Below are 24639 nucleotides of genomic sequence, written 5' to 3'. Positions count from 1 at the left end.
CATCAAGGGGTTGCGTCAGGCCCGACCCCGCTGTCTCTGAAACGATCTTGCGGTCTCCGGCAGGTGAACCGCGACGCTGACAGGGAAGTACATGATGACCTTTGGCCGCCGCTGCGATCTGGCTGTTCGCACCTCCATCATCAGTCTGGCCGTGGCATCCTTCGGCTTGGCCACGGGTTTGCAGGCGCAAACCGCACCAACCCCGACACAGGCCCCGGTCGATGCGGCACCCACCGCCGCCGACGTGGCGACGCCGTCCGACGAGGCCGGCGATACGGAAATCGTCGTCACTGGATCGCGGATCGCTCGGCCGGAACTGGACTCGCCGACGCCCGTGACATCCTATTCCGCGGCAACCTTGCAGCAATCGGGCCGTGTCAACGTCACCGACTTTCTGGCGCAGACCCCCGCCCTGATCGGCTCATCGACCAGCGCGCAGCAGTCCGGCTCCACCGGCGGCTTCGGCCAGACCGGGGTGAACCTGCTCAACCTCCGAAATCTCGGGACCGCGCGCACGCTGGTCTTGGTCGACGGTCGCCGCCACGTCGCCGGTCTGCCCGGTTCAGCCTCGGTCGATATCAACACCATTCCTGCCGACCTGATCGATCGCATCGACGTAACGACCGGTGGCGCATCGGCGATCTATGGCGCCGATGGCGTGTCGGGCGTCGTCAATTTCGTGTTGAAGCGCAATTTCGAAGGACTGGTCGCCCGCGGCCAGACCGGCATTTCCGAGGATGGCGACGCCGGCAACCGGTATTTCTCGATCACCGGCGGCAAGAACTTCGCCGGCGGCCGTGGTAATATCGCCCTCAATTACGAATTTCGCGACGACGACCGGGTCAACTCTTTCGATCGCGCTCGCTCCGGCGATCCGCTGCAATCCTTCGGTATCGTCCGTGACCCGAACGATTTTCCGGACGATGCCTCGCGGTTCGACCGCGTCCTGACCAACAATCTGCGTTACGCCGACACTTCTCGCGGCGGTGCCGTTGATCTCGATCTGGACGGCATTCCAGATTTCAACGGCAACGGCACCCCCTATGATCGCGGCCGTAATCTACCAGGTACGGGACTGGTTCAGGGCGGCGACAGCACCCCGCTGGCAGGGTATCAGGGCGATCTTCAACCCAAGAACCGCATCCACAACGTCAACCTGCTGACCAGTTTCGAAGTATCGCCGGCGCTGCGCCTGTTCGCCCAAGGCAAATACACCAATACGAAGAGCTTTACGGTGGCGCAGCCGAGCTTCGACTTCTTCACCTATCTCGCCCCCGACAACGCCTTCCTGATCGACCGGTTCGGCAGCGCCGCCGCATCGAACGGCGCGCTGGTTTCACGCGACAATTTCGATCTGGGCGTACGCGGCGAATCGACGAAGCGTGAAACCTATCGCGGCGTGATCGGCGCGGACGGGCGGATCAGCGATCACGCGCGCTACGAATTGTCCTATGTCTATGGTCGTACGGACAGCACGTTCCTCAGCACCAACTATCGTATTCGGGACCGGTATTTCGCCGCGCTCGATGCCGTGCGCAATCCGGCGACCGGACAGGTTGTATGCCGGTCCAACCTGACGCCCGGTGCCAACATTGATCCCAATAATCTCGATGAGCCCGCCACCACGTTCACCCCGGGCGCCAATAGCGGTTGCCAGCCATTGAACATTCTGGGCGAAGGATCGCCCAGCGCGGCGGCGCTGTCATTCATCAACGCCGATCTGGTCAATACGTACAAGGTACAGCAGCACGTTGCATCAGGATCGATCAGCGGCGATTTCGGCCAGTTCTTCGAACTGCCGGGTGGTCCGATCGGCTTTGCCGTCGGCGGTGAGTATCGCAAGGAAAGCAGCGCGTTCGTTTCCGATCCCCTGTCCCAAGCGGGGGCATTGGCCGATCTGGCGCAGATTCTACCGGAAAAGGGCAGTTTCGACGTCAAGGAAGCCTTTGGCGAACTTCGCATTCCGCTGTTGAGCAAGCTGCCGTTCGCCGAAACGCTGGAATTCAATGCCGCCGTTCGTCTGTCTGATTATTCCACCGTCGGTCGCACGACCACGTGGCAACTCAGCGGCATCTGGGCGCCGATCCGCGATATTCGTATCCGCGGTGGCTATTCGGAGGCTGTGCGCGCGCCAAACATCACCGAGTTGTTCTCGCCAACCAACGGCACCTTCTCGTTCATCGACGATCCATGTGATCCCGAAAATGTGCCGGAGGGGACGTCGTTCCGCGCCGCGAATTGCCGGGCCGCGCTGACCGCCGCGGGCCTGTCCCCGACCCAGATCGCCGCCTTCAATCCGGTCAACGACCCAACGGCGACCGTCAGCCTGCCGGGCCGAGCAGGCGGCAACCGCGATCTGTCGGAGGAAACCGCGAAGACCTGGACAGCCGGCGTCGTCTTGCAACCACGCTTCCTCTCCGGGCTGATGGTGACGGCGGACTGGTACAACATCAAGCTGACCAACGCCGTGAACACGCCGACCGCGCAGCAGTTGGTCGATCTGTGCGTCGATCAACCGACGCTGGACAATGTCTACTGCACCAACATCACGCGCAGCGGCACGACCGGATATGTCAGCGATTATCTGGTCGGTCCGCAGAACGTCGCGGCATTCCGGACGCAGGGACTGGACCTGGTGGTCAATTACCGTCTGGATGCCGGCTCGATCGGCGCTTTCAATGCCAGGGTCGTCGGCAATTACCTCGACCGCCTCGATTTCGTGCCGACGCCAGGGGCGGATCGCGAGAACCAGCGTCTGCTGTCCAACCTGCCGGCCCCCAAATACAGCGGCATTTTCGATCTGACATGGTCGAACGGGCCCGTTACGCTGAACTACGGCATCAATTATTACAGCAAGACGCGCCGCTATACGGAGGATCAGGTTCGGGCCAACCCGGACATCGCCGCGCCCGAATATCTGTTCTTCCGTGAGAAATGGGAACACGATCTTCAGGCGTCGATCGCACCTAACGACCGCTACAGCTTCTATGTCGGCGTCAACAATCTGACCGGCAAGGAAGGCGACGTCGCCAGCAATTCGATCCCCTATTCATTCGTCGGACGGTATTTCTATGCCGGCGCCCGCATCGCGCTCGACAAGCTGTTCTAACGGAAATCGGTGATGGGGAGGAGCACGCTTCTCCCCGCCTCGGTGCCATCCCAACCATCTACCCTGTGTCCCCCACGCAACATCCGTTGCCTCATGACTTCGCACACTCACAAATGTTCTTGTGTGTGTGCCAGCCCGCTGGCATGTCCGCCCTACCAGCGGACAGATCGCGCACGGGACTATATCCCGGCAAAGACGCGGCATCCCGGTACCCGCAGGCGAGAACATCGGACTTATCCCACGAAAGGGGAAACGATGCGCTTCTCGCACCTCATGGCCAGCGGGCTTTGCCTGATGGCCGCTACGCCTGCACTCGCGCAGGAAGAAACCGCTCCTCCCAAACCGGTCACCGTTTCCGGTTCGGTCGGGCTGGTGTCCGATTATCGCTTCCGCGGCGTATCGCAATCGGATCGCAATCTCGCGGTCCAGGGCGGCATCACCATCGCGCATGAAAGCGGCCTGTACATCGGCACCTGGGGATCGAACCTGGCCGGATGGGGCACGTTCGGCGGCGCCAACATGGAACTGGACCTGATCGCGGGCTACAAGGTTCCGGTCGGCGGCGGCACGCTCGACGTCGGCGCCACGTGGTACATGTACCCCGCCGGCTTCAATAACACCGACTTTATCGAGCCGTATGCAAAGCTGTCGGGCACCGTCGGCCCCGCCAGTCTGACGGCTGGCGTCGCCTATGCACCCAAGCAGGAGGCGCTGGGTCCGTGGTATGCGAACGGCGCTGCCGCCGCCGCCGAAACGTACACCAATCGCGGTGCCAAGGACGACAACCTCTACATCTGGGGCGACGCCAGCGCCGGCATCCCGAACACCGGCCTGACCGTGAAGGGACATCTCGGCTATTCCAACGGCAACAAGGGGCTGGGACCGTTCGCCACCAGCGTCGCGCCGACGGGCGAATATGTCGACTGGCTGATCGGCGCCGACTACGCGATCAAGGGCACACCGCTGACCGTGGGCGTCGCGTACACCGACACCAACATCAGCAAGTCCGATTCGGCCTATCTCCAGCCCAGTTTCAGCCGGGGCCAGGACGGCGCCGGCTCGATCGCCGGCTCGACCGTGGTGTTCGCGCTGACCGCCGCGTTCTGAGCGAGCGGGCGGCGCTTCCGGGGGGAAGGCGCCGCCCATCTTCGACAGCAAAAAGCCCCGCTCGCGACCAGCGAGCGGGGCTTTTTCATGGCTGGCGCTGTCGGCGTACCTTTACGGCTTGGGCGTAGGCGTAGGCGTAGCCGCAGGAACCGGTGCTGCGCTAGGCGTCGCGCCATTGGCGGTCGCGCGGGCGTCCTGCCCGTCACCGGCCGGCGCGGCGACGATCGCGCGCGTCGTGGCGCCCTTGTCGACCACGTTCGTGCCCGGATCGCCGACCGACGAGCGGATGCCAGGATCGACCGCATCGGCACCCGCCTGATCCAGCGTTGCCGTCTCGGCCGCACTGCGTGGGGCAGCACCACCGAACAGCGCGTCCAGCGTCTGGGTCTGCCCGGCGGCATCCTGCGGCCGCGCGGCGCCCGGCTGCGGCGGGACGAGCGCGTAATCGGGCGGGATCACCAGCGGCGCCTGCCTCGCCACCGCGAACTCGTCGGGCCGCGCCCGGTCGAGCGACTTGCTCGCGCAGCCGGACAGGAGCGCAAGCCCCGCGGCCAGAAAAACGACGTTACGCATGGGGACTCTCCACAGAAGGCCGGGGCTTGTCGCGGGTCAGCAGCGCACGGACGAGCAGCACCAGCACGCCCACCGTAATCGCCGCGTCGGCGACATTGAAGACCAAAAACGGTCGCCACTCACCGATATGCAGATCGGCGAAATCGACGACATAACCAAAACGTATGCGATCGAGGATGTTGCCGAGCGCGCCGCCCAGCACCAGCCCCAACGCGACCTGATCCAGCGAATGCTTCTCACGCGTCATCCACACCGCGACACCCGCCGCAATCACCCCCGTCATCGCCACCAACGCCCACCGGGTGGCGTCGCTATCGGCCGACAACAGCCCCAGCGACACGCCGATATTGGGCACGAAGCGGAGCGAGAAGAACCCGGTCAGATCCTGCGACGCACCGAGGTGATCGATGCCGAGCGGCCCGGTGACGACCCACTTGCTCAACTGGTCCGCCACGAACAGGGCGATGGCGGCGCCAAGGCCGCGCACCGGCACGCTCACGCGACCACCGACGTGCAGCGGTCGCACAGTGCGCCGTCCACCGTGACCTCCGGCAGATGCCGCCAGCAACGACCGCATTTATGCTTCTCCGTCGGCGTCACCACCACGGCGACCGCGGCCCCGGCGGTGTCACCCGGCGCGACCTCGACCGAGGCGGCGATGCACATCTCGGTAAAGGCATCCAGCCCGACTTCCTCGATCGCGCGCAGCGGCGGCGCCAGGGCGATCCGCACGTCGAGATCGGCTTCCAGCCCCGTCCGCACTCGCTTTTCACGCCGCGCGCTTTCCAGCGCCACGTTGATGTCGCCGCGCACCAGCCGCAAAGTCCGCCACCGCTCGATCAGCGCGCCGTCGGCGGCCAGATCAGGCAGTGTCGGCCATTCCAGGAAATGCACCGACCGGTCCTCGCTGGGGAACCGCGCCTGCCACACTTCCTCGGCGGTGAAGCACAGCACCGGCGCCGCATAGCGGACCAGTGCATGATACAGCACGTCGAGCACGGTGCGATAACTGCGCCGCGTCACGCTATCCGGCGCGTCGCAGTACAGGCTGTCCTTGCGCACGTCGAAGAAGAACGCCGACAGGTCCTCGTTCGCGAAGTCGGTCAGCAACCGGATATAGCGGTTGAACTCATACCCCGTCGCCGCTTCGCGCAGCTCGGTGTCGAGCATCGCCAGCCGGTGCAGCACATACCGCTCCAGCTCGGGCATGTCGGCCACCGGCACCCGCTCCGCCTCGTCGAACCCGTCGAGCGCGCCGAGCAGATAGCGGAACGTATTGCGCAGCTTGCGATACGCATCCGATGCCGTCGCCAGCACTTCCTTGCCGATCTTCACATCGTCGAAATAATCGGTCGAGGCGACCCACATGCGCAGAATGTCCGCGCCGCTCTCGCCGATGATCTTCAGCGGATCGACGACATTGCCCAGCGACTTGGACATCTTGCGCCCCTGCCCGTCGAGCGCGAAGCCGTGCGTCAGCACCGCATCATACGGCGCCCGCCCGCGCGTGCCGCAGCTTTCCAGCAACGACGACTGGAACCAGCCGCGATGCTGGTCGGACCCCTCCAGATACAGGTTCGCGCGCGTCCCCTCGCCATAGCGCGCCTCGACGGTGAAGACATGGGTGCAACCCGAATCGAACCAGACGTCCAGAATGTCGCGCTGAGGCTCATACTCGGCCAAGTCGTATCCCGCGCCCAGCAGTACCGCATGATCCGCGGTGAACCACGCATCCGCCCCGCCTTCGCGAAACGCCGCCACGATCCGGGCATTGACGGCCGGATCGTTCAGATACTCGCCGGTCTGGCGATGCACGTACAGCGCGATCGGCACGCCCCATGCGCGCTGGCGCGAGATCACCCAGTCGGGGCGGCCGGACACCATCGAGGTGATGCGATTCTCCGCGCGGGCCGGCACCCACTTTGTTGCGGCGATCGCGTCGAGGGCGATCTGGCGAAGCGTAGCACCATTGCCTTCTTCTGCTCCCCTCCCGCTCGCGGGAGGGGTCGGGGGAGGGCCTGCCAAATCAGCTAGGGTATCGCTTGCGGACAAGCCCTCCCCTAACCCAGTTTCAGGTAAACGATGCCCCGCATCGTTTAGGTCATGCTGGGAGCATGACCGACCTGAAACTCGCAAGCGGGCGGGGGACTGGGTTGCGCTCTTGTCCATCGGAATGAACCACTGCGGCGTCGCGCGGAAGATCACCTTCGCCTTCGACCGCCACGAATGCGGATAGCTGTGCGCGAAATCATCGCTCGCCGCCAGCAAGGCCCCTGCCGCGCGCAGGTCCGTACAGATCGGCCCCTCCGCAGCAACAAACTTCTTGTTGATGACCGAGCCCTGCCCGCCCAGCCAGGCCCAGTCCGCCCGGTACATCCCCGCACCATCGACCGCGAACACGGGGTCGATCCCGTATTGCTTGCACAGCAGAAAATCGTCCTCGCCATGATCCGGCGCCATATGGACGAGGCCGGTGCCGGCATCGGTCGTTACGAAATCGCCGGGGAGGAACGGGCGCGGCTTGGCGAAGAACCCACCCAGCGCGTGCATCGGGTGACGCGCGGTCGCGCCTTCGAGATCGGAGCCCTTACCGCGCCATAACGGAACTTCTACAAATTCATGAATTGGCAAGCGCTTGGAGAACGAAGAAACCAAATCAGCAGCGATAAGAATTTTCGTATCTGATTTGATCTGCCGAGAGCTTTGAACCTGCTCATTACTGCTTGTGGTGAGTTCACCTCCAACCAACACGTCCAGCAAAACATACTCGATCTCAGGCCCATAACTCAGCGCCTGATTCACCGGGATCGTCCACGGCGTCGTCGTCCAGATCACCGCATGCGCGCCGACCAGTTCCGGCGCGTTCGGCGCGTCCACGATTTCGAACGCCACGTCGATCTGCGTCGACACGACGTCTTCATACTCGACCTCCGCCTCTGCCAGCGCGGTCTTTTCCACCGGCGACCACATCACGGGCTTGGCCCCACGATACAGCTGGCCGCTCTCGGCGAATTTCAGCAGTTCGCCGACGATCGCCGCCTCGGCCTCGTACTTCATCGTCAGATACGGATCGGCCCAGTCGCCCATCACGCCCAGCCGCTCGAACTGTGCGCGCTGCACCGCGACCCATTTCTCGGCATAGGCACGGCATTCAGCGCGGAACTGGTCGACGGGCACGTCGTCCTTGTTCAGCTTCTTCGCACGATACGCTTCCTCGACCTTCCATTCGATCGGCAGGCCGTGGCAATCCCAGCCGGGGACGTACGGCGCGTCCTTGCCCATCAGGGTCTGGCTGCGGACGATGATGTCCTTCAGCACCTTGTTCATGGCGTGACCCATATGGATGTCGCCATTGGCATAGGGCGGGCCGTCATGCAGGATAAAGCGCTCGCGCCCGCTGCGCTCCTTGCGCAGCGTATCGTACACCCCGATCCGCGCCCAGCGTTCCAGGATCGCCGGTTCCTTGGCGGCAAGCCCCGCCTTCATCGGAAAATCGGTCTTCGGCAGGAAGACGGTATCGCGCCAATCGCGGGTGGCGTCGTGCGGGGTGGTGTCAGCAGCGTCGGTCATGAGTGCGTGCCGCTTAGAACCTCCCGCGCCCGCGCACAATCGGCGTCCATCTGTTCGATCAACGCGTCCAGCCCATCGAACTTCGCCTCGGGCCGCAGATATTCGATCAGCGACACCTCGATCGTGCGGCCATAGAGGTCGCCGTCGAAGTCGAAGAAATACGGCTCCAGCAATTCCTTGGGCGGCGAGAATTGCGGGCGAATGCCTAGATTCGCCGCGCCGTTCAGGACTTGGCCCCCATCCGGTCCGTTGGCGTCAAGGCGACCGCGCACCGCATAGATGCCGTAAGCGGGACGCAGATAATTCCCCATGTCGATATTGGCGGTGGGATAACCGATCGTCCGCCCCACCTTGTCGCCATGCTGCACCACGCCCTGGATCGTATAGGGTCGCGTCAGCAACCGCGCCGCCTCGCGCACCTCGCCGTTCCGCAAATGCGTGCGGATCGCGGTGGACGACACCGTGTCGCCGTTCAGCGTCACCGCCCCGACCGCATCGGTGGAAAAGCCATGCGCGACACCCGCCGCGCGCAGCACCGCGACATTGCCGCCCTTGTGCCGCCCGAAAGTGAAATCCTCCCCCGTCACCACGCCGCCGACGCGCAGCGCACCCACCAGCCGCTCGGCCACGAACGCCTCCGCATCCAGCCCCGCCAGCGCGCCATCGAATCCGAACACGACCATCGCATCCGCCCCCGCCGCCGCGAACAGCCGCTCGCGCTGGTCGAGCGTCGTCAGCCGGAACGGCGCCGCATCGGGCCGGAAATGCCGCACCGGATGCGGATCGAACGTCGCGACCAGCGCCGGCCGCCCCTCGGCCCGCGCTCGCGCCACCGCCTCCCCGACCACCGCCTGGTGGCCGAGATGAAATCCGTCGAAATTACCCAGCGCAACAATCCCGCCCGCCAGATGCGGAGGAATGGCCGCGCCGCCGTCAAGCCGCTGCATCGCCGCGCCTTAGCTTCGCGACGGGAGGATAGCGAGTGGGGTTGCACACGCCGTTCCCCGGCGGAGGCCGGGGTCCAGTTGGGGGACGTTGATAATGACGGGCCGTGATCCGTTACGATCGCCTTTCCAACTGGACCCCGGCCTCCGCCGGGGAACCAAGGAAGGAAGCCTACCGAACCAGCGTCACGAAACTATACCCCGGCCGATCGCCCTCCGCCGGATGCTCCTCACGGAACACCTCGTTCCACGCATCGAACGGCGGCACCAGCGCATCACCCTCGGGCGAACAATGTACCTCGGTCAGTTCCACCCGGTCCGGCTCGAACAACGCGAATACCTCCGCGCCGCCGATCACCGCCACATCATCGCCAGCCAGTGCCAGCGCCTCCGCCACCGTATGCGCGACCTCCGCCCCGTCCGCGCGCCAAGTGATATCGCGCGTCAACACGATATGCCGCCGTCCCGGCAACGGCGCGGGAAAGCTCTCGAACGTCTTGCGCCCCATCACCATCGCCCGGCCCAGCGTCTGCGCCTTGAACCGCTTCAGGTCGGCCGGGATATGCCAGGGCAACTGGCCATCGACACCGATCACGCCATTGTCGGCACGGGCAAGGTGAAAGCTTATCATCGCCCATCCCTGCCCCGGACCACCACCACGGATCAATTCGGCGCGTGTTCCTTCACATACGCCTTGGGGTCCTTGTCGACCGGCTTCACCCCCATCCGGTGCTCCGCCTCGAACTGCGCGAACCGCACCGCCAGCGCATGGCGTTCCTCCAGCGAGGCATGGCGGCGGAAATCGGTCAGGCCCTGCCGTTCCTCCTCGGCCATATGGTCGCTATTGGCCTCGTTGCACTTGTTGATCGCCTCGAACCATTCGTCGCTGCCGATCGGATGCTGGTCGACCGCCTCGCCGGTGTCGCGGATGTCGTTGTGATCCTCGATCGCATCCTCGGTTTCCTCGGCGGCCGAATCGGCATCGCCACCGCCGGTGCCGATCTCCATCAGCCGCGGGTAGAAGAACCGCTCCTCCGCCTCGGCATGGCTGTCGAGCAGCGATTTCAGCCGGTTCCAGATCGCACCCAGCGCGGCCTTGTCGCTGCGATCGATCTGTTCGATCTGGGAAAAGAGCTTCCGCTGTTCGGCATGCTCGTCGAGGATGAGTTGCGTGATGTCCATGCCCGCCCAACCGCGGACAGGACGACGCGTTCCTCTTGCGAATTACTCTCGGATCAGACCGCGACCGGCGCCTTGATATGCGGCTGCGCGACGTAATCGTGCAGCACGAAATCCTCCGGCTCATACGCGTCGATCGCATCCGGCCGCCGCAGGATCTCCAGCGTCGGCAACGGCCCCGGATCACGCGCCAGTTGCGTGCGCGCCTGATCCAGATGGTTCGAATACAGATGGCAATCGCCGCCGGTCCAGATGAAGTCGCCCACTTCCAGCCCGCATTGCTGTGCCAGCATATGCGTCAGCAGCGCATAGCTGGCGATGTTGAACGGCACCCCCAGGAAGATGTCCGCCGACCGCTGGTACAGTTGCAACGACAGCCGCCCGTCCGCGACATGCGTCTGGAACAGGCAATGGCAGGGCGACAGCGCCATCGCGTGCAGCTCGCCCGGATTCCACGCCGTCACGATCTGCCGGCGCGAGGCGGGATTGTCGCGTATCGTCGTCACCAGCTCGGCGATCTGGTCGAGATGGCGACCGTCCGCCGCCTCCCAGTCGCGCCACTGCTTGCCATAGACGGGGCCGAGATCACCCGCCTCGTCCGCCCATTCGTCCCAGATGCTCACCTTGCGATCACGCAGCCACTGCACGTTGGTGTCGCCGCGCAGGAACCACAGCAGTTCGACGAGGATCGACCGTAGATGCAGTTTCTTCGTCGTCAGCACCGGAAAGCCCTGGCGGAGGTCGAAACGCATCTGCGCGCCGAATACCGACAGCGTCCCCGTGCCGGTACGGTCCATCTGCCGCGATCCGGTCGTCAGCACCCGGTCCATCAGGTCGAGATATTGCCTCATGGGTGCGCAACTCCCGGATTGGCGGCGGGTGCCGGCTGCATCCGGCACGGCTTGATCGCTTCCGGTTGCGGCCGCGGACCCTGCACGCGGAACGTCGCGAAATAGCCGCCCGCACGCGGCATCGGCTCGAACGATACCGGCACATAACCGACCGCCGCGAATTCGCAGCGCAGCAGTTCCGGCGGCGTGCCGTGATCCCGCGTCGGGCGGTTGGCATCGACCACCACGACCAGCCCATCGGGCTTCAGCGACGGCCGCAGCCGCCACAGGAACTCGTAGGGCTGCTCGATCTCATGATACATATGCACCATCAGCACCCGGTCGAAGCTGTTGTCGGGCAGCTTCGGGTCGGCGGGCGTGCCCAGCCGCACGCTGACATTCTCCAGCCGCTCGCGCGACACGCGTTCGGCCAACTGGTCGCGGGTCGCGGCGACCACGTCCTCCGCCAGCACCCGCCCGTCCTCGCCCACCCGCGCGGCGAGGCGGATCGTGTAATATCCCTCGCCCGCGCCGATATCGGCGACCGTCATACCGGAACGGATCGACGCCTTGTCCATCACCGTCGCCGCCTCGCGCACCCGGTCGCGCGCTTCCTCGTTCGACCAGCGCGGCGACACGATATGCGCCACCGGCCGGTCGGCGACCGGAAATTCGGGCTGTTCCGGCTCGCGCTTGATCAGCGGCTTGGACCCGTCGCACGCGCCCAGCGACAGGACGCCCAGCGACAGGACAGCCAGCAATCCGGTCCGGGGCAGGCTCAATCCACGTCCTCCACCTCGGCCACCTCGCCCGTGACCCGCTGCGACAGCGCCGCCGCCATGAACGGATCGAGATCGCCGTCCAGCACGTCGGACGGACTGGTCGAAACGATCCCGGTGCGCAGGTCCTTCACCATCTGATACGGTTGCAGGACATAGGACCGGATCTGGTGGCCCCAGCCGATATCGGTCTTGCCGGCATTCTCGGCATTGGCCGCCTGTTCGCGGATCGCGAGTTCGCGTTCGTACAGGCGGGCGCGCAACTGGTTGTACGCCTCCGCCTTGTTCTTGTGCTGCGACCGCTGGTTCTGGCACTGCACGACGATGCCGGTCGGGATATGCGTGATCCGCACCGCCGAATCGGTCGTGTTGATGTGCTGACCACCTGCGCCCGATGCGCGGTACGTGTCGATGCGCAGGTCGCTCTCATTATACTCGACCTCGATATTGTCATCGACCACCGGATAGACCCACACCGACGCGAACGACGTGTGCCGCCGCGCCGCTGAATCATACGGGCTGATCCGCACCAGCCGATGCACACCCGATTCGGTCTTGGCATAACCGTACGCGTTCTCGCCTTTCAGCAGCAGCGTGGCGGACTTGATGCCCGCCTGCTCGCCCGAATGCTGGTCGATCAGTTCCACCTTCAGGCCGTGGCGCTCGCCCCAGCGTGAATACATCCGGCTGAGCATCCCCGCCCAATCCTGGCTCTCGGTGCCGCCGGCGCCGGCGTTCACCTCGATATAGGTGTCGTTGCCATCGGCCTCGCCCGCCAGCAGCGCCTTCACCTTGTCGCGATCCGCCCGTGCGGCGAGTTCGGCGAGGCTCTGCGCGCCCTCGTCCGCCAGCGCGGTATCGCCCTCGGCATCGGCGAGTTCGATCAGCTCGACCGTCCCCTCCAGTTCCGCCTCGATCGCGCGCGTCGCGGCGATCGCCTCGTCCAGCCGGCGACGCTCGCGCATCACCTCCTGTGCGGCCTTCGGATCGTTCCACAGCGCCTGATCCTCGACGCGCGCGTTCAGTTCGTCGAGACGGCGCAGCGCGCGGTCCCAATCCAGAAAACGGCGCAGCAAGGCCAGCGCTTCGTTGATCGTATCGACATGAGCCTGCGCTTCGGCGCGCATTGCAGTTCTCCAAAACTCATCCATCAGGCCAGCGGCCGCTGACCTGATGATATAGGGCGGCTAGTAGATTCCGCCTTCCCTTTGCAAGAAATCGCTGTCGCGGGGCGCCTGGGTCTGTGTCGCGGCAGGCGCGGCGGTGGTGGCTGCCGGGCCGTTTCGACGCGATGCGCGGCGCGGTTCGGTCTCGGGCTTGAACGCTTCCCAGATCACGGCCGCCTTGGGATCGGTGTCGGTCGGGAAGGTGCCGAACACCGGCCGCCCGCTCATCCGGTCGATCCGCACCATGCGGATACCGGCCGGCGCGCGGAACGGCAGCTTCTCCAGCCCTTCATACGCCTTGACCGCGAACTGCTTGAAGATGGGCGCCGCCACCGTACCGCCCTCCGCCCCGCCGAGGTTCCGGGGCGTGTCGTAGCCGATATACAGGCCACCGATGAACTGCGGCGTCCCGCCGATGAACCAGACGTCGGTCGGCCCGCTGGTCGTCCCCGTCTTGCCGAACATCGGCCGGTCGAGATCGCGGAGCACCGTCGCGGTGCCACGCTGGATCACGCCCTCGGTGATGTGGACCATCTGATACGCGGTCTGTGCGTCGATCGCCTGCCGCATCCGGCTGCCCGGCCGGGGCATCGGCCCGCCGTTCCAGTCGCGCGCGTTGCAATTGTCGCAGGGGCGCCAATTGTCGGGGAACACGACCTTGCCATGGCGATCCTGCACGAAATCGACGAGGCTCGGCGCGTTGCCGCGACCGTTATTGGCCAGCATCGCATAGGCGTTGACCATCCGCCCGACCGTCGTCTCGCCCGCGCCCAGCGCGAACGACAGATAGGGCGGATAATCGCCGATCCCCATCCGCTTCATCACATCGACCACGCGCGGCATCCCCGTCTGCGCGGCGGTGCGCACCGTCATCAGGTTACGTGATTGTTCGATGCCCCAGCGCATCGTCTTCGGCCCCGCCGCGCGCATATTGGCGAAGTTGCGGAAGCATTTATTGCCCAGGCGCGCGCCCTGATAGACGCAGAACGGCCCGTCGACGATAATCGACGCCGGGGTCATCCCGTTTTCCAGCGCCGCCGAATAGACGATCGGCTTGATCGTCGATCCCGGCTGCCGCATCGCCTGGGTCGCGCGATTGAACGCCTGGATGCGCGCGTCGAAGCCGCCCTGCATCGCCAGCACCCGGCCGGTCGCGGGTTCCTCGACCACGAAGCCGCCGGAGATACGCGGAATCGACCGCAGCGCCCAGTCACTGCCGGATGGCGACACCGCGATGATATCGCCCGGCTCGATCGCGCCGAATGCGGCGCTGGCGGTGCCGCGCCGCGGCATCTGCGCGGCCCAGCGCGGCAGCGTCCCCGTCTTGCCGTTGGCGAAGCCGATCTGCCAGCCATCGCCTTCGCGCGCGATCGCGATGCCGGCACGCCAGTCGTTGTAATCCAGCCCGATATTGGTGTTGAGCAGCGGCTGCAGCCAATTGCCCTCGACGATGTCGACATGCCGGATCGGCCCGGTCCAGCTACGTCCCCCATCGAAGCGGATCAGGCCGTCGCGCAACGCCTGCGCCGCCAGTTCCTGCAACCGCTTGTCGAGCGAGGTCCGCACCCACAGCCCGCCTTCGTACACGCTCAGCGGCCCGGCCTTCGCCGTCTCGCCGAACCGCGCGATCAGCAGGCGGCGGACCTCCTCGACGAAATAGCCGCCGAACGCCTCGTACTTCGGCGTCCGCCGCAGCACCGTGCCCAACGGCTCGCCCCGCGCCTCGCTCGCCTGCCCCTGCGTGATGAAACCGTTGCGCAGCATCTCGCGCAGCACGTAATCGCGCCGCTCCATCGCCCGTTCGGGATGGCGCACCGGGTCGTAATTCGACGGCCCCTTGGGCAGGATCGCCAGATACGCCATCTGCGCCAGCGTCAGCTGATCCAGTTCCTTGTCGAAATAGGCATGCGCCGCCGCCTCGACCCCGAACGCGTTCCGCCCCAGCGCGATCTGGTTCAGGTACAGTTCGAGGATCTGTTCCTTGGTCAGCGTATCCTCGATCTTGTAGGCGAGGATCGCCTCCTTCAGCTTGCGCGTCGGTGAATATTCGTTGCCGATCAACAGGTTCTTGGCCACCTGCTGCGTGATCGTCGATCCGCCCTTGGCCCGGCGGCCGGTCCCGATCTTCGACGCGTAATCGACCACCGCACCCGCCAGCCCCGGAAAATCGACGCCGTGATGGTCGAAGAACGTCCGGTCCTCGGCGGCCAGATACGCCTTCACCAGCAACGGCGGATATTCCGAATAGGCCAGTTCCACCCGCCGCTCACGCGCATAGGATTGCACCGGCACGCCGTCGCCGCCGCGGACATTGGTCGGCAACGGCGGCTCATAGGTGCGCAGTTGATCCACCGACGGCAGGTCGCGGATGACCAGCAGCCACAGCAGCGCCCACGCAAAACCCGCGAGCAATACCAGCACCGCCAGCAGCTTCACCCACCAGCGCCGCCACCAACCCGCAATCACGCGGCATGCCCCGACGCGCGACGGATCGCAGATACAGACGAACAGGGAGATACGCGAACCATCACCCGACCCTATACCAGCTTGATCGCGGCTCGCCAGCCGCGCGGTTGGCGAGTGAAGGATGGGTAGACTACTTCAGTTGATCCACTCTCTACCGTTCGTCCAGAGTAGGGACTGAGCCTGTCGAAGGCCCGTATCGAAGGACAGGTTAGCGCGCGAAACGGTGCTTCGATACGAGCCCTCGATACGCCCTTCGGGCTACTCGGTCTCTACTCTGCACGAACGACTGAAGCAGCCCCACCCCTACCGGACCGCCATCCGCTTGGCGAAATGCACCTCCACCGCGCGGCGCACGCTCTCCGCGATCCGCTCGCGTCCCTCGGTCGAATCGAGAAAGTCGGCGTCCTGCGGGTTCGAGATATAGCCCGTCTCGAACAGGATCGACGGCATATCCGGCGCCTTCAGCACCATCAGCGACGCCATCCGGTGGAAATTGACCTTCATCGGCACCAGCGTCCGCGCCTCGCGACCCAGCAGGCGGGCGAAAGTGGCCGAATTGTTCATCGTCTCGCGCCGGGTCAGGTCGATCAGGATCGACGACACGTCCTCGCCCGCCTCGCCCAGGTTCACGCCCGCGATCACGTCGGCCTTGTTCTCGCGCGCCGCCAGCCGCGCGGCTTCCTTGTCCGACGCGACCTCCGACAGGGTATAGACCGATGCGCCGCGCGCGGTCGGCGATCCCACGCTGTCGCAGTGGATCGAGATGAACAGGTCCGCCTTCAGCCGGCGGGCGATGCCGTACCGCTCGCGCAGCACCAGATATTTGTCGCTGTCACGCGTCAACGCCACCCGCACCCGCCCGCTGGCGAGCAGTTCCTGCCGGATCGCGCGCGCGATCCGCAGCGTCACGTCCTTTTCGCGAAGTCCCGTGGCGGGGTTGATCGCACCGGGATCGACGCCGCCATGGCCGGCATCGATCACCACCAGCGGCCGGGCATCGTCGCCGCGCACCCTGGGCAGCGGCGGCGCCTTGGCCGGTGGCGGCACCGGCACCGATACCCGGTATCGCGGCCGCCGCCCGAACGACAGGTTGAACGGGAAGAAATCGAGCGGCCCCGCCATGCTCGCCTCGGCAAAGGTCGCCTCGTCCACGGGTTTCAGCGCCAGCGTCAGTTCCCGCCCGTCCGCGTCGAAACCGCCGTCGACGATCACCACGGGCCGTTTCAGGTCGAACACCAGCCGCGTGCCGGTGGTCGTCCGCTGTTGCCGCACCGCCGCGACCGGGCCGGTCGCGCGCGTCGGTCCGCTGGCGACCGATGCGGGCAGGTCGATCGCGATCCGTCGCGGCGCATCGTCCAGCGTCGCCTGCGCGCTCGCCATGCCGCGATCGAAGCGGATAATGATTCGCGCGGAATCGATGGTGACGCTCGACCCGATCGACGACACCGCCGCCGTCAGGGCCGCCGCGAACGCGGCCGGCACGTCGCCGAACAGGGTCGACAGAAAGATCAGGATCGCGAGCACGCGCCGTCCATGCCGTGTCGGACGGCCATGGGTCCAGACCCGTTTGCCCTTCATACCCTTTGCGATCATCGCGATCGCCTCCCGCCTCGCCATGTAGCACGCCCGGATGCACGGGTCGCCCTTGACTTGGCGTTAACGGGATTCCGGTCGTTGAAGACGTCGCCGGCGATCGCATCGCGCCGGTTGCGACGAATGACGGGCGATGCTAGCTAGTGCGTGCACCCATGCGTTGCCCGCGATCTCGCGGACGCGCCGCCGGGCTGCCAGCCCGCCATCCGGCGGGCCAATCCAGGTTGACGCTCGCATGACGTATCATTCCCTTTCGCAACACCGCCAGGCCTCGGCCGGCGGCGGCGCGACCGGGATTCAGCCGCAGGGCCATTTGCCCCGGCACGTCGCGCGCGCAGACACGATTTTTCATGAACCCGGCGTTCCGGCCCGTTCGCGGCCGGTCGCCTTCTATCATCGCGCGCGAGGGCCCTTTTTGAGGACATGCCCGACGCGCGCGCGGAGACCATTTGATGACCACGCGTATGCTGATCGACGCACGCCACCGGGAAGAGACCCGGGTTGCCGTCGTACAGAATAACCGGATCGAGGAATTCGACTTCGAATCCGCCGAGCGAAAGCAGCTCAAGGGCAATATCTACCTCGCCAAGGTGACCCGCGTCGAACCGTCGCTGCAGGCGGCGTTCGTGGAATATGGCGGCAATCGCCACGGCTTCCTCGCCTTCTCGGAAATCCACCCCGATTACTACCAGATCCCCAAGGAGGATCGCGAGGCGCTGCTGGCCGAGGAGGCGGAACACGCCGCCGAGGAAGCAGCACTGCGCGCCGAGCTGGACGATGACGAGGATCATGACGACGACGATCATGACGGCAGGGGCGATTTCGTCGGCGACCATGACGACGACGATCACGACCATGATGACGCCGATGGCGAATCGGACGGCGATGCTCCGCGTCCGGCACGCAAGGGTGGCAGCAACGACGATCAGGTAGAGGCGCTGCGCCAGCGTCGCCAGAACCTGCGCCGTCGCTACAAGATACAGGACGTCATCCGCCGCCGTCAGGTGCTGCTGGTGCAGGTCGTGAAGGAAGAACGCGGCAACAAGGGCGCGGCGCTGACGACGTATCTGTCTCTCGCCGGCCGTTACTGCGTCCTGATGCCCAACACGTCGCATGGCGGCGGCATCAGCCGCAAGATCTCGAACGCGGGCGATCGCAAGCGCCTGAAGACGATCATGGCCGATCTCGCGCTGCCGCAGTCGATGGGCTGCATCGTCCGCACCGCCGGGCTCCAGCGCACCAAGGTCGAGATCAAGCGCGACTTCGATTATCTCGCCCGCCTGTGGGACGAGATCCGCGAAAAGACGCTGACGTCGGCCGCGCCCGCGCTCGTCTACGGCGACAGCGACCTGATGAAGCGCGCGATCCGCGATATCTACAACAAGGATATCGACGAGGTCGTGATCGAGGGCGAGGAAGGCTATCGTCAGGCCAAGGACTTCATGCGTCTGCTGATGCCCAGCCACGCCAAGAAGGTGAAGCAGTATGCCGACGCCGTGCCGCTGTTCCAGCGCGCGCATGTCGAGGACCAGTTGGCGGCGATGTACAACCCCGTCGTCCAGCTGAAATCGGGCGGCTATCTGGTCATCAACCCGACCGAAGCGCTGGTGTCGATCGACATCAACTCCGGCCGGTCGACCCGCGAACACAATATCGAACAGACCGCCACCGCGACCAATCTGGAAGCGGCGCAGGAAATCGCGCGTCAGTTGCGCCTGCGCGACATGGCCGGCCTCGTCGTGATCGACTTCATCGACATGGATCACTCGTCCAACGTCCGTAAGGTCGAAAAGGCGATGAAGGAGGCACTGAAGAACGATCGCGCCCGCATCCAGGTCGGCCGCATCTCGTCGTTCGGCCTGATGGAGATGAGCCGCCAGCGCCTGCGCACCGGCGTGCTGGAGGCATCCACCCGCGCCTGCCCGCATTGCGAGGGCACCGGCCTTGTCCGCACCGCCTCGTCCGCCGGCTTGTCTGCGCTGCGTCTGCTCGAAGAGGAGGCTGCCCGCGGCCGCGGTTCGCTGCTCACGCTGCGCGCCAGCCACGAAGCGACGATCTACGTCCTCAACCGCAAGCGCGCCGACATCGCCGAGGTCGAGGATCGCTACGGCGTGACGATCGAGGTGATCCCGGATCGCGAGGAGGAAGGCGCGCGCATGTCGGTGGAGGCCAGCGGCCCGCCGCCCGCGCATGCACCACGCATCGACGAACTCGTCATGGACGAGGAAGAGGACGACTACATCGAGGAGCCCGAGGTCGAGGAAGAGGAGATCGAGGAGGAGGCCGTAGAGGCCACCGTCCGCGCCCCTCGCGAACCGCGCGAAGCCCGTGGTGACGATGAAGGCGAAGCCCGCGGCAAGCGCCGCCGCCGCCGTCGCGGTCGTCGCGGTCGCGCACATCCCGAAGGTGGGTCGGCAGGCGAACAGTCCGAGCTGGCCGAGGGTGAGCAGGGCGACGATCAGGCTGAGATCGACACCGCCGACCAGACCGATGACGAGACGGTGGATACCGGTGAATTCGCCGGTGAGCAGCCGGCCGAGGGTGAGACCGGCGGTCGTCGTCGGCGTGGTCGCCGGGGTCGTCGCGGCGGTCGCCGTGGTGACACCGTGGCCGATGCCTCGGTCGCCAACGACGACGATCAGCCTGTCGTCGAGACGCCGGCCGAAGCGGCCGATGCCAGCGATGCCGGCCCGGTCGCCGATCCGCTCGCGTTGCCGACCCCGGCACCCGTCGAAGTGGTCGTCCAGCCCGTCGCCGAGGCACCGGTAGAGGAAGCGGAGGCAGCCGCCCCCAAGACCCGCCGTCGTCCCCGCGCCCGTGCCGCCGCACCCGAAACGGTTGCCGAGGCACCGGCACCGGCACCGGCGCCCGCCGTCGAGGAAGCAGCCGAACCGGCCCCCGCCAAGCCGCGCCGCTCGCGTCGCAAGGCAGCCGACACGGCCGTCGAGGCACCTGCGGAGGTAGCACCGGAGCCCGCCGCCCCGACCGAGGAAGAAGCGGCACCCAAGCCGCGTCGCGGCCGCCGCAAGGCGTCGGACGCCGACACCGTCGCCGCACCGGCGGCAACGCCCAAGGCACGGACGCCGCGCACCCCGAAGCCCGCGCCGGCACCGGAGGCTGAACCGGTCGCCGAACCGGCACCGGAGCCGGTAGCCTCCACAGCCTCTCCCACGGCCGACGCCGACCCGGCGCCGACCGGTGGCGAGGGTGAGCCGGACGATCAGTCCGGCGGCCCCCGCCGCGGCTGGTGGCAGCGTACTTTCGGCGCCTGATCGAACAGGGGCACGTCCGATACCCGGACGTGCCCCTTTCTTTTTGCCCGCCAGATAACCGCCCTTCACACCCCGTTCAGCACGCGAACCGCATCTGCCGGCGTTGATCCGACCTCCCGTTTGGCCGATAGACCCTCAGCAATGAAGCGTTCCGCCGCCCGCCTCCCCGCCCTGCTGATCGGCGCGCTGCTCTGGGCGCAGCCGGCCGCCGCGCAATCGATCCTGCGCGACGCCGAAACCGAATCGATGTTTCAGGACATGTCCACCGGCATCGTGAAGGCCGCCGGGCTCGATCCGCGCCACGTGAAGGTCGTGCTCATCAACGACGACTCGATCAACGCCTTCGTCGTCGGCGGGCAGGTCGTCTATGTCCATTCGGGCCTGATCCAGGCGGCCGATAACGCCAACGAGGTGCAGGGCGTGATCGCCCACGAACTCGGCCACATCGCCGACGGCCATGTCATCTCGGGCGCGGCGGCGCAGAAACCCGCGCTCGCGATGACGATCCTGTCGATGGTGCTGGGCCTCGGCGCGATGGCGGCGGGCGGTGGCGCGGCGGGGGCCGGCATCATGGCGATGGGCCAGCAGGCGGCGATGGGCCAGTACCTCGCCTTCAACCGCACGCAGGAGGCCACCGCCGACGCCTCCGCGATCCGCTATCTCGCCACCGCCGGCCTGTCGGGTCGCGGCATGCTCACTTTCTTCAAGAAGTTGCAGCGCCAGGAACTGCGCTATCGCGGCCAGATCGATCCGTTCATGCAGAGCCATCCGCTGTCGGGCGAGCGCATCGCCAACCTGACCGCCGACGTGCAGGCATCGCCCGCGTACAACGCCAAACCCGATCCCGCGCTCGACGACCGCTTCCGCCGCGTAAAGGCCAAGCTGGAGGGCTTCGTAATGCCGCCCGAGCGTACGTTGCAGGATTATCCCGAGACCGACCGGACCATCTACGGCCATTATGCCCGCGCCTATGCCTATCACAAGGGCGGCTACCCGGACAAAGCCGATGCCGAGGCGAACGCGCTGGTCGCCGCCAAGCCGAACGATCCCTATTTTCAGGAGATACAGGGCCAGATCCTGCTGGAGGCCGGCCGGCCCCGCGACGCACTGGTCCCCCTGCGCGCCGCGACCGAAGGCTCGCGCAACAACCCGTTGATCGCCACCACCTTCGGCCACGCGCTGATCGCGACCGAGGACAAGGCGAACGTGCCAGAGGCAATCCGCGTGCTGCGCGTCGCCACTCAACGCGACGACGACAATCCATGGGCGTGGATGCAGCTCGGCACCGCCTATGAACTGACCGGTGACGAGGCCCGCGCCGCCCTCGCCACCGCCGAGCGCGCCAGCATGATGGGCGATGCCCGCACCGCCGTCGCCTCCGCGAAATACGCCATGGCCAACATCCCCGCCAACACGCCGGACTGGATCCGCGCACAGGATATCGCCATGACTTCAGGAGACGCCGCCGCGAACCAGAAGCGCAAGCGCCGATGACCCGCTGGACCATCGCACTGGTCGCGCTCGCCGGTGGCCTCGCTGGCGGCGGCGCCGTCTACGGCCTCGGTCAGGCGGGCGGCGCCGGCACCGACGTCCGCTCCTATCTGCTCGCCCATCCCGAGGTGATTCCAGAGGCGATGCAGAAATTGCAGGAGCGCGAGGCCGGCGCCTCCGTCGCCGCCAACCGCCCGGCGATCGTCACGCCCTTCGCCAGCGCATGGGCGGGTAACCCGAAGGGCGACGTCACCTTGGTCGAATATTACGACTATAATTGCGGATATTGCCGCGCCAGTTTGCCGATGATCCACCAGTTGATCGAACGCGACCCGAAGCTGCGCGTCGTCTTCCGCGAACTGCCGATCCTCGCCGACACCAGCCGCAGCGCCGCGCGCATCAGTCTGGTCGCCGCGCTACAGGGCAAATTCGCCGCCTTCCACGACGCGCTCTATGCGGGTGGTCGCGTGACGGATGCCACCATCGCCGCCGCCGCGAAGACCGCCGGCATCGATCCCGGCCAGATCGCCAGCGTCGCGCCCAGGGTCGATGCGGAAATTGCGAAGAATATGGAAACCGCCGCCCGTCTCGGCGTCAGCGGCACGCCCGCCTGGGTGGTCGGCGATCGCATCCTCTCGGGCGCGCTGCCGATCGAGGAACTGGAACGCGCCATCGCCGCCGCCCGTTCGGGCACCGCATGACCGATACCATCCTCTCCATCGCCGGCGTCTCGAAAACCTATGCCGCGCGCGGCAAGGCGCCCGCCGTCACCGCGCTCCACGCGGTCGATCTCGACATTCGACGCGGCGAGATCTTCGCGCTGCTCGGCCCCAACGGCGCCGGCAAGACCACGCTGATCTCGATCGTCTGCGGCATCGTCGTCCCCTCCACCGGCGCGATCACCATCGACGGCATCGATACGCAGACCGGCTATCGGCAGGCGCGCCGCCGCATCGGCCTCGTGCCGCAGGAACTGGCGACCGACGCATTCGAAAGCGTGCTGGCCACCGTCAGCTTTTCGCGCCGCCTGTTCGGCCGCGCCGCCAATGCCGCCTATATCGAACAATTGCTCCGCGATCTGGCGCTGTGGGACAAGCGCAACGCCAAGATCATGGAACTGTCGGGCGGCATGAAACGCCGCGTCCTGATCGCCAAGGCACTGGCGCACGAACCCGACATCCTGTTCCTCGACGAACCCTCCGCCGGCGTCGACGTGGCGCTGCGCCGTGACATGTGGAACATGGTCCGGGGCCTGCGCGAACGCGGCGTCACCATCATCCTGACCACGCATTACATCGAAGAGGCCGAGGAGATGGCCGACCGCGTCGGCGTGATCGCCAAAGGCAAATTGCTGTTGGTCGACGACAAGACCGCGCTGATGAAGAAACTCGGCAAGCGTCAGCTCGACCTGACCCTGGTCGAACCCCTTGCCGCGATTCCGCCCGAACTCGCCGACTGGCACCCCAGTCTCGAACATGATGGCCACACCCTGCGCTATGTGTTCGACGCGACCGGGGAACGCACCGGCATCCCGTCGTTCCTCAACCGCCTGTCCGAATGCGGCATCGCATTCAAGGATCTCGAAACCTCGAAATCGAGCCTGGAAGACATCTTTGTCGATCTCGTCGGAGAACGCCCATGAACCTACACGGCATCTGGGCGATCTATCGCTTCGAAATGGCGCGCTTCGGCCGCACGATCTGGACCAGCCTGCTCGTCCCCGTCATCACCACCTCGCTCTATTTCATCGTATTCGGCTCCGCGATCGGCAGCCAGATGCAACAGGTGTCGGGCATCCCGTACGGCGCGTTCATCGTCCCCGGCCTGATGCTGCTCGCGATCTTTTCGGAAAGCATCCTGAACGCGTCGCTCGGCATCTACATGCCCAAATTCACCGGCACGATCTACGAGATCCTGTCGGCACCCCTGTCACCGCTGGAAACCGTGCTGGGCTATGTCGGTGCAGCGACGACCAAGTCGGTGCTGATCGGCCTCGTCATCTTCGCCACCGCGCATCTGTTCGTCGATCTGCCCGTGGCACACCCGCTGCTCGCCTTCGGCTTCCTGGTGCTGGTCGCCGCCAGTTTCTGCCTGTTCGGCTTTACCATCGGTATCTGGGCGAAGGGCTTCGAGCAATTACAGGTGATCCCGCTGCTCGTCGTCACCCCGCTAACCTTCCTCGGCGGCGCCTTCTATTCGGTCACGATCCTGCCCGAACCGTGGCGCACGATCACATTGTTCAATCCGGTCGTGTACCTCATCAACGGCTTCCGCTGGACCTTCTTTGGCACCAGCGACGTCGCCGTCGGCATCAGCCTGACCGTGACGATCGCGTTCCTGCTCGCCTGCCTCGCCGCCATCACCCTGATCTTTCGCACCGGCTGGCGCCTGAAGAGCTGACGGCCGATCCGTCTTCGTCACGGAAAGGCATGGGGTTCCCGCGAAGGGCGCAAAGGCGCGAAGAGAAGAATGATGGTTCGCGCGGAGGCGCGGAGGACGCGGAGAGTTGCGTGTGACGCGGCCTCATCCTCCTTATCAAAGCAATCTATCAGCCCTGTCG

At 65.9% G+C, this 24639-nt stretch carries 18 protein-coding genes; 7 read left to right on the top strand and 11 right to left on the bottom strand.

Annotation, left to right across the window (positions count from 1 at the left end; all coding sequences use genetic code 11):
- Positions 1 to 94: 94 nt before the first annotated feature.
- Together JAO74_RS00805 and JAO74_RS00800 are read left to right on the top strand one after the other, a co-directional pair.
- Positions 95 to 3109, top strand: a complete 3015-nt coding sequence (locus JAO74_RS00805) for a TonB-dependent receptor plug domain-containing protein (protein WP_199034083.1) — start codon at positions 95 to 97, stop codon at positions 3107 to 3109.
- Between the two features lie 255 nt (positions 3110 to 3364).
- On the top strand, positions 3365 to 4216 hold the full coding sequence (locus tag JAO74_RS00800) for a TorF family putative porin (RefSeq protein WP_199034082.1): 852 nt from the start codon (positions 3365 to 3367) through the stop codon (positions 4214 to 4216).
- A gap of 111 nt (positions 4217 to 4327) precedes the next feature.
- Here JAO74_RS00800 and JAO74_RS00795 read toward each other — a convergent pair whose 3' ends face one another.
- The 11 genes from JAO74_RS00795 to JAO74_RS00745 form a co-directional block, all read right to left on the bottom strand.
- On the bottom strand, positions 4328 to 4789 hold the full coding sequence (locus JAO74_RS00795; RefSeq protein ID WP_199034081.1) for a DUF3035 domain-containing protein: 462 nt from the start codon (positions 4787 to 4789) through the stop codon (positions 4328 to 4330).
- A complete protein-coding gene (gene lspA, locus JAO74_RS00790; protein ID WP_416194262.1) occupies positions 4782 to 5315 on the bottom strand; it encodes a signal peptidase II in 534 nt (177 codons plus the stop codon). The genes JAO74_RS00795 and lspA overlap by 8 nt, the downstream gene beginning before the upstream one ends.
- Positions 5285 to 8359 (bottom strand): isoleucine--tRNA ligase, encoded by a 3075-nt coding sequence (locus tag JAO74_RS00785; RefSeq protein WP_199034077.1) that lies wholly within the window; start codon positions 8357 to 8359, stop codon positions 5285 to 5287. The genes lspA and JAO74_RS00785 overlap by 31 nt, the downstream gene beginning before the upstream one ends.
- A complete protein-coding gene (locus tag JAO74_RS00780) occupies positions 8356 to 9306 on the bottom strand; it encodes a bifunctional riboflavin kinase/FAD synthetase (protein ID WP_199034075.1) in 951 nt (316 codons plus the stop codon). Before JAO74_RS00780 ends, JAO74_RS00785 begins: the two co-directional genes overlap by 4 nt.
- 169 nt (positions 9307 to 9475) lie before the next feature.
- Positions 9476 to 9934 carry a dihydrofolate reductase gene (locus tag JAO74_RS00775; protein ID WP_199034074.1) on the bottom strand — a complete coding sequence of 153 codons (459 nt, stop codon included), beginning with the start codon at positions 9932 to 9934 and terminating at the stop codon, positions 9476 to 9478.
- A 32-nt stretch (positions 9935 to 9966) separates the two neighbouring features.
- Entirely contained in the window at positions 9967 to 10485 is a 519-nt protein-coding gene (locus tag JAO74_RS00770) for a hemerythrin domain-containing protein (protein ID WP_199034072.1), read from the bottom strand.
- 53 nt (positions 10486 to 10538) lie between these two features.
- The gene (locus JAO74_RS00765; protein ID WP_199034064.1) at positions 10539 to 11333 is read right to left on the bottom strand and encodes a thymidylate synthase; all 795 of its coding nucleotides are present in this window, start codon (positions 11331 to 11333) and stop codon (positions 10539 to 10541) included.
- Positions 11330 to 12094, bottom strand: coding sequence for a class I SAM-dependent methyltransferase (locus tag JAO74_RS00760; protein WP_416194261.1), 765 nt, complete (start codon positions 12092 to 12094; stop codon positions 11330 to 11332). The genes JAO74_RS00765 and JAO74_RS00760 overlap by 4 nt, the downstream gene beginning before the upstream one ends.
- Entirely contained in the window at positions 12091 to 13218 is a 1128-nt protein-coding gene (gene prfB / locus JAO74_RS00755) for a peptide chain release factor 2 (RefSeq protein WP_199034062.1), read from the bottom strand. The genes JAO74_RS00760 and prfB overlap by 4 nt, the downstream gene beginning before the upstream one ends.
- A gap of 60 nt (positions 13219 to 13278) precedes the next feature.
- Positions 13279 to 15720: a penicillin-binding protein 1A gene (locus JAO74_RS00750; protein ID WP_416194273.1), complete on the bottom strand. Its 2442-nt coding sequence runs from the start codon at positions 15718 to 15720 to the stop codon at positions 13279 to 13281.
- A gap of 306 nt (positions 15721 to 16026) precedes the next feature.
- Positions 16027 to 17316 carry an N-acetylmuramoyl-L-alanine amidase gene (locus JAO74_RS00745; protein WP_233150528.1) on the bottom strand — a complete coding sequence of 430 codons (1290 nt, stop codon included), beginning with the start codon at positions 17314 to 17316 and terminating at the stop codon, positions 16027 to 16029.
- A 464-nt stretch (positions 17317 to 17780) separates the two neighbouring features.
- Between JAO74_RS00745 and JAO74_RS00740 the strand changes: the two genes are divergently transcribed.
- The 5 genes from JAO74_RS00740 (at position 17781) to JAO74_RS00720 (ending at position 24479) form a co-directional block, all read left to right on the top strand.
- Positions 17781 to 20588, top strand: a complete 2808-nt coding sequence (locus JAO74_RS00740) for a ribonuclease E/G (RefSeq protein WP_199035059.1) — start codon at positions 17781 to 17783, stop codon at positions 20586 to 20588.
- A 141-nt stretch (positions 20589 to 20729) separates the two neighbouring features.
- The gene (locus JAO74_RS00735; protein WP_199034055.1) at positions 20730 to 22082 is read left to right on the top strand and encodes a M48 family metalloprotease; all 1353 of its coding nucleotides are present in this window, start codon (positions 20730 to 20732) and stop codon (positions 22080 to 22082) included.
- Positions 22079 to 22780 carry a DsbA family protein gene (locus tag JAO74_RS00730; RefSeq protein WP_199034052.1) on the top strand — a complete coding sequence of 234 codons (702 nt, stop codon included), beginning with the start codon at positions 22079 to 22081 and terminating at the stop codon, positions 22778 to 22780. The genes JAO74_RS00735 and JAO74_RS00730 overlap by 4 nt, the downstream gene beginning before the upstream one ends.
- Positions 22777 to 23721, top strand: coding sequence for an ABC transporter ATP-binding protein (locus JAO74_RS00725; RefSeq protein ID WP_199034042.1), 945 nt, complete (start codon positions 22777 to 22779; stop codon positions 23719 to 23721). Before JAO74_RS00730 ends, JAO74_RS00725 begins: the two co-directional genes overlap by 4 nt.
- Positions 23718 to 24479, top strand: coding sequence for an ABC transporter permease (locus JAO74_RS00720; protein WP_199034040.1), 762 nt, complete (start codon positions 23718 to 23720; stop codon positions 24477 to 24479). Before JAO74_RS00725 ends, JAO74_RS00720 begins: the two co-directional genes overlap by 4 nt.
- Positions 24480 to 24639 lie beyond the last annotated feature (160 nt).

It is taken from the genome of Sphingomonas mollis (assembly GCF_016427505.1).
In the GTDB taxonomy this organism is placed as follows: Bacteria; Pseudomonadota; Alphaproteobacteria; order Sphingomonadales; family Sphingomonadaceae; genus Sphingomonas; species Sphingomonas mollis.
Note: the sequence above shows the minus strand (reverse complement) of the source record. Positions and strands in the feature narration are given on the sequence as shown.

Bases quoted from the DNA above. Each gene is read 5' to 3' on its own strand.
- JAO74_RS00780 (WP_199034075.1), bottom strand. From the start codon at position 9,306: ATGCAGCGGCTTGACGGCGGCGCGGCCATTCCTCCGCATCTGGCGGGC.
- prfB (WP_199034062.1), bottom strand. From the start codon at position 13,218: ATGCGCGCCGAAGCGCAGGCTCATGTCGATACGATCAACGAAGCGCTG.
- JAO74_RS00725 (WP_199034042.1), top strand. From the start codon at position 22,777: ATGACCGATACCATCCTCTCCATCGCCGGCGTCTCGAAAACCTATGCC.
- JAO74_RS00785 (WP_199034077.1), bottom strand. From the start codon at position 8,359: ATGACCGACGCTGCTGACACCACCCCGCACGACGCCACCCGCGATTGG.
- JAO74_RS00765 (WP_199034064.1), bottom strand. From the start codon at position 11,333: ATGAGGCAATATCTCGACCTGATGGACCGGGTGCTGACGACCGGATCG.
- JAO74_RS00805 (WP_199034083.1), top strand. From the start codon at position 95: ATGACCTTTGGCCGCCGCTGCGATCTGGCTGTTCGCACCTCCATCATC.
- JAO74_RS00770 (WP_199034072.1), bottom strand. From the start codon at position 10,485: ATGGACATCACGCAACTCATCCTCGACGAGCATGCCGAACAGCGGAAG.
- JAO74_RS00795 (WP_199034081.1), bottom strand. From the start codon at position 4,789: ATGCGTAACGTCGTTTTTCTGGCCGCGGGGCTTGCGCTCCTGTCCGGC.
- JAO74_RS00775 (WP_199034074.1), bottom strand. From the start codon at position 9,934: ATGATAAGCTTTCACCTTGCCCGTGCCGACAATGGCGTGATCGGTGTC.
- JAO74_RS00740 (WP_199035059.1), top strand. From the start codon at position 17,781: ATGCTGATCGACGCACGCCACCGGGAAGAGACCCGGGTTGCCGTCGTA.
- JAO74_RS00800 (WP_199034082.1), top strand. From the start codon at position 3,365: ATGCGCTTCTCGCACCTCATGGCCAGCGGGCTTTGCCTGATGGCCGCT.
- JAO74_RS00745 (WP_233150528.1), bottom strand. From the start codon at position 17,316: ATGATCGCAAAGGGTATGAAGGGCAAACGGGTCTGGACCCATGGCCGT.
- JAO74_RS00735 (WP_199034055.1), top strand. From the start codon at position 20,730: ATGAAGCGTTCCGCCGCCCGCCTCCCCGCCCTGCTGATCGGCGCGCTG.
- JAO74_RS00720 (WP_199034040.1), top strand. From the start codon at position 23,718: ATGAACCTACACGGCATCTGGGCGATCTATCGCTTCGAAATGGCGCGC.
- JAO74_RS00730 (WP_199034052.1), top strand. From the start codon at position 22,079: ATGACCCGCTGGACCATCGCACTGGTCGCGCTCGCCGGTGGCCTCGCT.